The sequence below is a fragment of the Bradyrhizobium sp. 23AC genome (assembly GCF_054863025.1).
Genome location: NZ_JAVAYN010000001.1, coordinates 553,072 through 560,795, shown reverse-complemented (window position 1 = coordinate 560,795; position 7,724 = coordinate 553,072). Strand labels below are relative to the sequence as shown.

Sequence of the window (7,724 nt, the reverse complement as noted above, 5' to 3'; positions counted from 1 at the left end):
ATAGATCATGCTCGTCGGTCATCACGATGCCGATGCCGCGCTGGCAGTGAGGAGATAGATCATGCTCGTCGGTCATCACGATGCCGATGCCGCGCTGGCAGTGAGGAGATAGATCATGCTCGTCGGTCATCAACCCAAGGAATTCCTGCTCGCTGTCTCCGGATTGACGGTCTCGTTCGACGGGTTCAAGGCGGTCAATGATCTCTCCTTCTACGTCGAGGAGAACGAGATCCGCGTCATCATCGGTCCCAACGGCGCCGGCAAGACCACGGTGCTCGACCTGATCTGCGGCAAGACCAAGGCGACCTCGGGCTCGATCCAGTTTCGTGGCAAGGAGCTCACGAAGATGAGGGAGAATGAGATCGTGCAGACCGGCGTCGGACGCAAATTCCAGACGCCATCGGTGTTCGAGGATCTCACCGTGTTCGAGAACCTCGAGATCTCGTTCCCGCGCGGCCGCACCGTGTTCGGCTCATTGACCTTTCAGCGCGACCAGCTCGTGAAGGATCGGGTCGAGGAGGTCGCGGAGATGATCTTCCTCAAGGACAAGCTCAACACCTATGCCGACGAGCTCAGCCATGGTCAGAAGCAATGGCTCGAGATCGGCATGCTGCTGATCCAGGATCCGGACCTCTTGATGCTCGACGAGCCGGTCGCCGGCATGAGCGTGTCCGAACGCGCCAAGACCGCCGAGCTGCTCAACCGCATCATCAAGAACCGTTCGGTGCTGGTGATCGAGCACGACATGAAGTTCGTCGAGGACATCGCCCACAAGGTGACCGTGCTGCACCAGGGCCAGATCCTCTCCGAGGGGACCATGGAGAAGGTCAAGAACGATCCCAAGGTCATCGAAGTCTATCTGGGGCACTGAGGAGAATCTCGATGCTGGCAATTTCCGATCTTCACGTCGCCTACGGCCAGAGCGAGGTGCTGCACGGGCTCAACGTCAAGGTCGCGCCCAACGAGATCGTGGCGATCATGGGCCGCAACGGCATGGGCAAGACCACGCTGATGAAGTCGCTGATGGGCATCCTGCCGGCCAGGAGAGGCTCGGTGACCATGGACGGCGCTGAGCTCGGTAACCTCAAGAGCTACGAGCGCGTCGCCAAGGGTCTCGCCTATGTGCCGCAGGGCCGCATGATCTTCTCCACCATGACGGTGAAGGAGAACATCGAGACCGGCCTCGTCGTCGCGGGTGAATCCGAGGTGCCCGGCGACATCTACGAATTGTTTCCGGTCCTGCTCGAGATGAAAGGCCGCCGCGGCGGCAATCTCTCCGGCGGCCAGCAGCAGCAGCTCGCCATTGCGCGTGCGCTCGCAACCAAACCGAAGGTGTTGCTGCTGGATGAGCCGACCGAAGGCATCCAGCCCTCCATCATCAAGGAGATGGCGCGCACCCTGAAGCGCATCCGCGACGAGAAGGGGCTCTCGATCGTCGTGTCCGAGCAGGTCCTGAGCTTCGCGCTCGACATCGCCGACCGCGTGCTGGTGATCGAGAACGGCGAGATCGTGCGCGACGATCCGCGCGATGCCGTCGATGCCGCACAGGTCTCGAAATATCTGTCCGTCTAACCAACCATGTAAAAGGGGAGCATCTCGATGCCAGAGACACTGATCAAGGTCGATCTCACCAAGTCGGCTTACGAAAATGACATGGTGCATAACCGCTGGCACCCCGACATCCCGATCGTGGCCTGGGTCAATCCCGGCGACGATTTCATCATCGAGACCTATGACTGGACCGGCGGATTCATCAAGAACAACGATTCCGCCGACGACGTGCGCGATATCGACCTGTCGATCGTGCACTTCCTGTCCGGTCCGATCGGCGTCAAGGGCGCCGAGCCCGGCGACCTCCTTGTCGTCGACCTGCTCGACGTCGGTCCGATGAAGGAGAGCCTGTGGGGCTTCAACGGCTTCTTCTCCAAGCAGAATGGCGGCGGTTTTCTCACCGACCATTTCCCGCTGGCGCAGAAATCGATCTGGGACATCAAGGGCCTCTATACGTCGTCGCGCCACGTGCCCGGCGTCAACTTCGCCGGCCTGATCCATCCCGGCCTGATCGGCTGTCTTCCTGATCCGAAGATGCTGGAGACCTGGAACAAGCGCGAGGCCGAGCTGATCTCGACCAATCCGACCCGCGTCCCGGGCCTTGCCAATCCGCCGTTCGCGGCGACCGCCCATGGCGGCCGCGCCAAGGGCGACGTCAAGGCCAAGATCGGCGCGGAGGGGGCGCGCACGGTGCCGCCGCGCGAGCATGGCGGCAATTGCGACATCAAGGATCTCTCCCGCGGCTCGAAGATCTACTTCCCGGTCTATGTGCCGGGTGCGGGTCTTTCGATGGGCGATCTGCACTTCAGCCAGGGTGACGGCGAGATCACCTTCTGCGGCGCCATCGAGATGGCCGGCTGGCTGCATCTGAAGGTCGAGGTGATCAAGGACGGCATGTCGAAATACGGCATCAAGAACCCGATTTTCAAGCCGTCGCCGATCACGCCGAACTACAAGGACTATCTGATCTTCGAAGGCATCTCGGTGGATGAAGCCGGCAAGCAGCATTATCTCGACGTCCACATCGCTTATCGCCAGGCCTGTCTCAATGCGATCGAGTACCTGAAGAAGTTCGGCTATTCCGGCGCCCAGGCCTATTCGATCCTCGGCACCGCGCCGTGCCAGGGCCACATCTCCGGCGTGGTCGACGTGCCCAATGCCTGCGCCACGCTGTGGCTGCCGACGGAGATCTTCGACTTCGACGTGATGCCGTCGGCGGCAGGTCCCATCAAGCACATCACCGGCGATATCCAGATGCCGATCTCGCCCGACAAGTAGCCGGTGCGCTCCCTCTTCCCGTTCTTACGGGGAGAGGGTTGGGGTGAGGGGCTGTCTCCACACGAATGGTGGCAGCGAGTTGTATGAACAGGCAAGAGCTTAGGTGATGCGATGCCGGTCTACGAATATCTCTGTGACGACTGCGGACCTTTTACGGATCTGCGCCCGATGGCCGAGTGCGACGATCCGCAAAGCTGCCCGCGCTGCGAGACGTCGGCGCCGCGCGTGATCCTGACCGCGCCGAATTTCTTCTGCATGCCGGCCGAGAAGCGCAAGGCGCATGCCGTCAACGAGCGCAGCACCCATGCGCCGCAGACGCTCGCGCAATACAAGGCTTCGCACGGTCCGGGCTGCGGCTGCTGCTCCACTGGCAAAACCGTGAAGAAGAACGCGTCAGACAAGAAAAAGCCGGCGCGGCTGATGACCAAGACCGGGAGCGGCGCCAAGGGTTTCCCGACGGCACGGCCCTGGATGATCAGCCATTAGCGCGCGATGACCTCAAACCAATAAACGACAGGAGCGCCCAACATGCTTCACGGTGACATTTCGAGCAGTAACGATACCGTCGGCGTCGCCGTGGTGAACTACAAGATGCCCCGCCTGCACACCAAGGCCGAGGTGCTCGATAACGCCCGCAAGATCGCCGACATGGTGGTGGGCATGAAGGCCGGCCTGCCCGGCATGGACCTCGTAATCTTTCCCGAATATTCCACGCAAGGCATCATGTACGACTCCAAGGAGATGTACGAGACGGCGTGCGCCGTGCCCGGCGAGGAGACCGCGATCTTCGCCGAGGCCTGCCGCAAGGCAAAAGTGTGGGGCGTGTTCTCGCTGACCGGTGAACGACATGAGGAGCACCCGAACAAGGCGCCCTACAACACCCTGATCCTGATGAACGACAAGGGCGAGATCGTGCAGAAGTACCGCAAGATCATGCCGTGGGTGCCGATCGAGGGCTGGTATCCCGGCAATTGCACCTATGTCTCCGACGGCCCCAAGGGGATGAAGGTCAGCCTGATCATCTGCGACGACGGCAACTTTCCGGAGATCTGGCGCGACTGCGCCATGAAGGGTGCCGAGCTGATCGTGCGCTGCCAGGGCTACATGTATCCGGCCAAGGAGCAGCAGGTTCTGATCTCGAAGGCCATGGCGTGGGCCAACAACGTCTATGTCGCCGTCGCCAATGCCGCCGGTTTCGACGGCGTCTATTCCTATTTTGGCCACTCCGCGATCATCGGCTTCGACGGCCGTACGCTCGGCGAATGCGGCGAGGAGGATTACGGCATCCAGTACGCACAGCTGTCGAAACACCTGATCCGCGATGCGCGCCGCAACGGCCAGTCGCAGAACCATCTCTACAAGCTGGTCCACCGCGGCTACACCGGCATGATCAACTCCGGCGAAAGCCCGCGCGGCGTCGCGGCGTGCCCGTATGATTTCTACAAGAACTGGATCAAGGATCCCGAAGGGACGAGGGACATGGTCGAGGCGATGACCCGCTCGACCCCCGGCACGGACGAATGTCCGATTGACGGCATCCCGAATGGGTCGTCTCCGAGCAATTACTGAGCCCTTGCCAGCACCATGAGTTGGACGGTCAACCATTGATGTGAATGGCCGTCCACAAATGCGGACGTTCTCATGCGCCCGTATGTGCGCGGAATGGGAATGGCGCCCGGCAAAACCGTGGCGCGGTTACAACATGGGCTGTTGAATCTGCCCCAGTTGGGGGGCCCGTGGGCAGATTTTCGATGCCCCGTAGTTCTACCGCCCATCCTCTTCGCCTAAGTTCCCCGCGGCGCCGCTGGGGAGCGCCGCGGGGTGAGGAACGAGCGTGGGGGCTTGGTTGCGATCGAGCGGGGGGAGTTGCTCGCGCCGGAGTGCCGCGGTAATGCGCGTGGCATTCGGGGCCGGCTTCGTCTCGAGCGCAATCGTTATGGCGAGCCCAGTCGGGGCCCAGCAGGTCTTCAACGGATCACAGACCACGCCGAACGGCATCGTCAACGGCGGGGGCGGCGTCTGGGACAACACTACGACCAACTGGACCGACTTCTTTGGAGCGACCAGCACGGCCTATGATCCCGCGTCAGCCGGCACGCTGTTCGGAAGCAGCGCTCCCTCGACGCCGGCGACGGGCGGCACGGTGACGGTTACGCCGGGCGGCGTGCAGCTCACCAGCCTCGTGGGCTTCGACCTCACCGCCGACGGCTCGATCTATACCATTCAGGGCGGCGACCTCAGGCTGGCTGCGGGCGGCACCACGTTCGTCACCAACGATGTGACCGGCACCAGCGATCCCTCGGCCGCGATCGTTTCGCGCATTGTCGGCAGCGACGGCATCAATGTTCAGGGACCAGGTACCCTGGCGCTGCTCGGCGCGAACTCCTATACCGGCGGCACCTTCATCTGCAATTGCGGATCCCTGCAGCTCGGTGACGCGACCCACACCGCGAGCATGGTCGGCGCCGTCACCAACGAGGGCCTCTTCAGCATCGTCAATGCCGACACGTCGGGAATCACGTCGATCCTGAACGCCTTCTCCGGCACGACGATGTTCCTCAACGCAACCTCCGCCAGCTCGATCGTGATCACCAACAACGGGCAGGTGTATTTCGGCGATCCGCTCGGGGGTGGAGCCGACACCGCGACGGCCGGTCGGGCCACCATCATCAATGACGGCGGCTTGATCGGCTTCTTCGGACGGACTAATGCAGGCACGGCCAACATCACCAACAAGAATGGCGGCGGCACGATATTCATCGAGCAATCTTCGGCGGGCTCGGCGACGATCGTGAACAAGGATTTTGGCGGGACCGTGTTTGGGACGTTCGCCGGCTCCGACACGGCGACCGCCGGCAATGCAACCATCATCAATGAAGCGGATGGTCTCACCGATTTCGGCGCGTTCACCACGGCCGGCAATGCCACGATCATCACCAAGGACGGCGGCAGGACCGAATTCTTCGACAACTCCACCGGCGGCAACGCACGCTTCATCACCATCGGGACCGGCGTCGTCGATTTCGGTGGAGGCACCGGTCCGGCCGGCGATGGTCGCATCACCGCAGGATCGATCGAAGGCAGCGGCTTCTACTACATCGGCGGCGGCAATACCCTCGTCGTCGGCGGTAACAACCTCTCGACCGAGGTCAGCGGCGTCATCGGTGATACCTGCGGTTGCGGTCCCGTCGGCCCCGGCTTGCTGGAAAAGGTCGGCAGCGGCACGTTGATCCTCTCGGGCGCGAATACCTACACCGGCACGACCACGGTGAACGGCGGCATCCTGCGGGTCGATGGTGACATCTCGCAGTCGAGCCTGACCACCGTGAATGCAGGTGGTGCGTTGTTCGGCGCCGGAATCGTTGGCAATACCCTCATCGCCAACGGCGGCATCTATGCGCCCGGCGACGGCGGCCCGGGCTCGAGCATGCAGGTTCAGGGCGATCTCACGCTTCAGTCCGGCTCGGTCTATGTGGTGCAGGTCGGTAGCGGATCCAGCACGAGCCACGCGCTCGTCACCGGCAATGTCGCGCTGGACGGCACTGTCGGCGTCGCGCTGTATCCGGGCGCCGCGGTGATGAAGCACTATTCGATCATGAACTTCTTCGGCACCTCCGTCGGGAATTTTTCGGGCGTTGCCGCGCCGGGTGGCCTCATCGGCACGACGACCGTCGGATCGAACGAGGTCTTCCTCGATTTCACGCTGAACTACGGCGCGAAATACGCGCTCAACGTCAACCAGCAGAACGTCGCAACGACCCTTCAGAACTTCTTCAACACCAACGGCTTCCTGCAGGCCGAACTCGCGGGTCTTGGTCCCGGGGGCCTGACGCAGGCCTCGGGTGAATCCGCAACGGGATCGCAGCAGACGACGTTCAATGCGATGAACCTGTTCATGAGCCTGTTGACCGACGTCTTCAGCTCAGGACGCAGCGGCACGCCTGGCGCGTCGCCATTTGCCGCGGACGCGAATGCGCGCGACAAGAGCGCGCGCGACGCCTTCGCCTCGATTTACCGCAAGGCACCGGCGGCAACCTTCGAGCAGCGCTGGGATGTGTGGACGGCCGGCTATGGCGGCTCGCAGACCACGGACGGCAATGCCGGCCTCGGCTCGAACAACACGAGCAGCAGTGTCTACGGCACTGCCGTGGGCCTCGATTACCGCTTCTCGCCGTCGACGATTGCGGGCTTTGCACTCGCAGGCGGCGGGACCGCCTTCAACGTCAACGGGCTCGGCTGGGGTCGCTCCGATCTATTCCAGGCCGGTGCCTTCGTGCGTCATACGGCGGGACCTGCCTACATCACGGCGGCGCTCGCCTATGGCTGGCAGGACGTCACGACCAACCGCGTCGTGACGGCTGCCGGTTACGACCAGTTGCGGGCGCAGTTCAACGCCAACGCGATCTCGGGGCGCATCGAGGGCGGCTATCGCTATGCCACGCAATGGGCCGGCGTCACGCCCTATGCCGCGCTCCAGGCCACCTTGTTCAGCCTTCCGACCTATGCAGAGGCAGCCGTGGTCGGCAGCAATGTCTTCGCGCTCAACTATGTCGCCAAGGACGTGACCAGCACCCGCACCGAGCTCGGCCTGCGCGCGGACAGATCGTTTGCCGCGGCCGGTGGCCTGGTGACCCTGCGCGGCCGCCTCGCCTGGGCGCATGACTACAACCCGGACCGCACTGTCGGCGCGGTGTTCCAGACCCTGCCGGGATCGGCTTTCGTCGTGAACGGTGCCGCCCAGGCGCGCGATTCGGCTCTGACCACCGCATCAGCGCAGATGAACTGGATGAACGGCTGGTCTGCATCGGCGACGTTCGAGGGAGAGTTCTCGAACCTCACCCGCTCCTACGCCGGCAAGGGCGTCGTACGCTACGCGTGGTGAGGCATGGTCGGCT

The 7,724-nt window shown here is 62.9% G+C and carries 6 protein-coding genes; all 6 read left to right on the top strand.

Features of this window, described 5'->3' with window-relative positions; translation table 11 throughout:
- Positions 1 to 115 precede the first annotated feature (115 nt).
- The 6 genes from urtD (at position 116) to RAD10_RS02595 (ending at position 7,711) form a co-directional block, all read left to right on the top strand.
- Positions 116 to 871 (top strand): urea ABC transporter ATP-binding protein UrtD, encoded by a 756-nt coding sequence (gene urtD / locus RAD10_RS02620; protein ID WP_461616210.1) that lies wholly within the window; start codon positions 116 to 118, stop codon positions 869 to 871.
- A gap of 11 nt (positions 872 to 882) precedes the next feature.
- Entirely contained in the window at positions 883 to 1,572 is a 690-nt protein-coding gene (urtE, locus tag RAD10_RS02615; RefSeq protein ID WP_461616209.1) for an urea ABC transporter ATP-binding subunit UrtE, read from the top strand.
- Positions 1,573 to 1,599: 27 nt separating this feature from the next.
- Positions 1,600 to 2,829: a formamidase gene (gene fmdA / locus RAD10_RS02610; protein ID WP_018316778.1), complete on the top strand. Its 1,230-nt coding sequence runs from the start codon at positions 1,600 to 1,602 to the stop codon at positions 2,827 to 2,829.
- 111 nt (positions 2,830 to 2,940) lie between these two features.
- Positions 2,941 to 3,315, top strand: coding sequence for an FmdB family zinc ribbon protein (locus RAD10_RS02605; RefSeq protein WP_461616208.1), 375 nt, complete (start codon positions 2,941 to 2,943; stop codon positions 3,313 to 3,315).
- A 42-nt stretch (positions 3,316 to 3,357) separates the two neighbouring features.
- Positions 3,358 to 4,398 (top strand): aliphatic amidase, encoded by a 1,041-nt coding sequence (locus tag RAD10_RS02600; RefSeq protein ID WP_461616207.1) that lies wholly within the window; start codon positions 3,358 to 3,360, stop codon positions 4,396 to 4,398.
- Positions 4,399 to 4,720: 322 nt separating this feature from the next.
- Positions 4,721 to 7,711, top strand: a complete 2,991-nt coding sequence (locus RAD10_RS02595; protein WP_461616206.1) for an autotransporter outer membrane beta-barrel domain-containing protein — start codon at positions 4,721 to 4,723, stop codon at positions 7,709 to 7,711.
- Positions 7,712 to 7,724: the final 13 nt, after the last annotated feature.

What these genes read in the sequence shown, in the direction of transcription:
- urtE (WP_461616209.1), top strand. Translation starts at nt 883, where the DNA reads ATGCTGGCAATTTCCGATCTTCACGTCGCCTACGGCCAGAGCGAGGTG.
- fmdA (WP_018316778.1), top strand. Translation starts at nt 1,600, where the DNA reads ATGCCAGAGACACTGATCAAGGTCGATCTCACCAAGTCGGCTTACGAA.
- RAD10_RS02605 (WP_461616208.1), top strand. Translation starts at nt 2,941, where the DNA reads ATGCCGGTCTACGAATATCTCTGTGACGACTGCGGACCTTTTACGGAT.
- urtD (WP_461616210.1), top strand. Translation starts at nt 116, where the DNA reads ATGCTCGTCGGTCATCAACCCAAGGAATTCCTGCTCGCTGTCTCCGGA.
- RAD10_RS02600 (WP_461616207.1), top strand. Translation starts at nt 3,358, where the DNA reads ATGCTTCACGGTGACATTTCGAGCAGTAACGATACCGTCGGCGTCGCC.
- RAD10_RS02595 (WP_461616206.1), top strand. Translation starts at nt 4,721, where the DNA reads ATGCGCGTGGCATTCGGGGCCGGCTTCGTCTCGAGCGCAATCGTTATG.